The organism is Aerococcus sp. L_32, assembly GCF_050689315.1.
In genome coordinates, this window is the sequence record NZ_JBOEQF010001290.1 from 1 (window position 1) to 512 (window position 512).

Below are 512 nucleotides of genomic sequence, written 5' to 3' on the forward strand. Positions count from 1 at the left end.
GCCACTAAAAAACTGATTCAAATTGTGGCGAATCATTATTTGAACCTGAAAAATCCTAGTCCAAAAATAAGGCAATCTAAAAAAAGACCTCGTCAACCAGCAGTTGGCTACGCAAGTAAACACCTGTTGCTAGTTAGCTTGACTATCCATTTGTCATTTTTCATACCAAAAAAAAGAGGTGATAACAGGATCACCCCTCAAATTGCTTATAGTCATGTTAACGAATAAATGAGAAGACATGGTTCCAGCTAGCCGGGTTTAAGAAATTGAAGGCTGATTGGTCAGAAGATACGCTGTATCCAATCAAACCACCGATAATGAATAGTAGGAAGCCAACAATCAATAACAGTAGTCCCCAAAATACAATTTTCTTCCATGGTTCGTTGATATATTGATGATAATATTTCATTTCGTCACGACCATTCTAATCTAGTAAACTAGCAAGCTCTGCGTCTGTTTTACCATCCACATCCACGCGAAGTACATTTGCGCCTAAGGCTTGTAATTTCTTT

2 protein-coding genes are annotated in these 512 nt (G+C 37.7%); one reads left to right on the plus strand and one right to left on the minus strand.

All coding sequences use genetic code 11. From position 1 onward, the window contains the following. Positions 1-228: hypothetical protein (locus ACRCJ0_RS19375; RefSeq protein ID WP_431391852.1), on the plus strand; the 228-nt coding region annotated here is incomplete at its 5' end. Here the strand turns inward: ACRCJ0_RS19375 and ACRCJ0_RS19380 are convergent. Beyond that, entirely contained in the window at positions 218-409 is a 192-nt protein-coding gene (locus tag ACRCJ0_RS19380) for a DNA-directed RNA polymerase subunit beta (RefSeq protein WP_069285919.1), read from the minus strand. The two genes, ACRCJ0_RS19375 and ACRCJ0_RS19380, sit on opposite strands and share 11 nt — an antisense overlap. Positions 410-512: the final 103 nt, after the last annotated feature.

What these genes read in the sequence shown, in the direction of transcription:
- ACRCJ0_RS19380 (WP_069285919.1), bottom strand. Translation starts at nt 409, where the DNA reads ATGAAATATTATCATCAATATATCAACGAACCATGGAAGAAAATTGTA.